The organism is Paraburkholderia elongata (genome assembly GCF_013177735.1).
Classification (GTDB): domain Bacteria; phylum Pseudomonadota; class Gammaproteobacteria; order Burkholderiales; family Burkholderiaceae; genus Paraburkholderia; species Paraburkholderia elongata.
Genome location: NZ_WOEZ01000337.1, coordinates 1 through 879 on the forward strand (window position 1 = coordinate 1; position 879 = coordinate 879).

General features: G+C 63.0%; 1 protein-coding gene. It reads left to right on the plus strand.

Annotated elements, in window-relative coordinates; all coding sequences use genetic code 11:
* A partial coding sequence (locus GNZ13_RS50975) for a branched-chain amino acid ABC transporter permease (RefSeq protein WP_172179033.1) occupies positions 1-834 on the plus strand: 834 nt, incomplete at its 5' end.
* Between the last annotated feature and the right edge of the window lie 45 nt (positions 835-879).

An 879-nucleotide genomic window follows, 5' to 3' on the forward strand; every position in this document is an offset into this window, starting at 1 on the left:
GGCGATGTGTTGATGGTGGGCGCGATGGTTGCGCTCTCAGCCATAGGCGTGCTTCAGAACCACTTCCCCGGCCTCGGCAATGTGCCGACGCTCATCATCGCGTTGATCATCGCGGCAGTGGTTTGCTCGCTGGTCGGCTACACGATCGAGCGCGTGGCCTACCGGCCGTTGCGTAAAGCGCCGCGCCTCGCCCCGCTGATCACCGCGATCGGCGTGTCGATCCTGCTGCAAACCCTCGCGATGATGATCTGGTCGCGCAACCCGCTGCCGTTCCCGCAGCTGTTGCCCACCGACCCGATCAACGTGATCAAGGCCACCGACACGACGCCTGGCGCCGTGATCTCGATGACCGAAATCGTGATCATGGTCGTGGCGTTCCTCGTGATGGGCGGTCTGCTGTTGCTGGTTCACAAGACCAGGCTGGGCCGCGCGATGCGTGCGATCGCTGAGAACCCGGGTGTCGCCAGCCTGATGGGCGTGAACCCGAATTTCGTGATTTCGGCGACCTTCATGATCGGCTCGGCGCTGGCCGCTCTGGCCGGCGTGATGATCGCGTCCGAATACGGCAACGCACACTTCTATATGGGCTTCATCCCGGGTCTGAAGGCCTTTACCGCGGCGGTGCTGGGCGGGATCGGCAATCTCGGCGGGGCGATGGTGGGCGGCGTGCTGCTCGGCCTGATCGAACAGTTGGGCGCCGGCTACATCGGCAACCTTACGGGCGGTGTGTTCGGCAGTAACTACCAGGACGTGTTCGCATTCATCGTGCTGATCGTCGTGCTGGTGTTCCGTCCGTCGGGCCTGCTGGGCGAACGTGTTGCGGATCGAGCATAAGGAGTAGACAGACATGACCTCAATTCAACCGATCGAGCCGTCCAC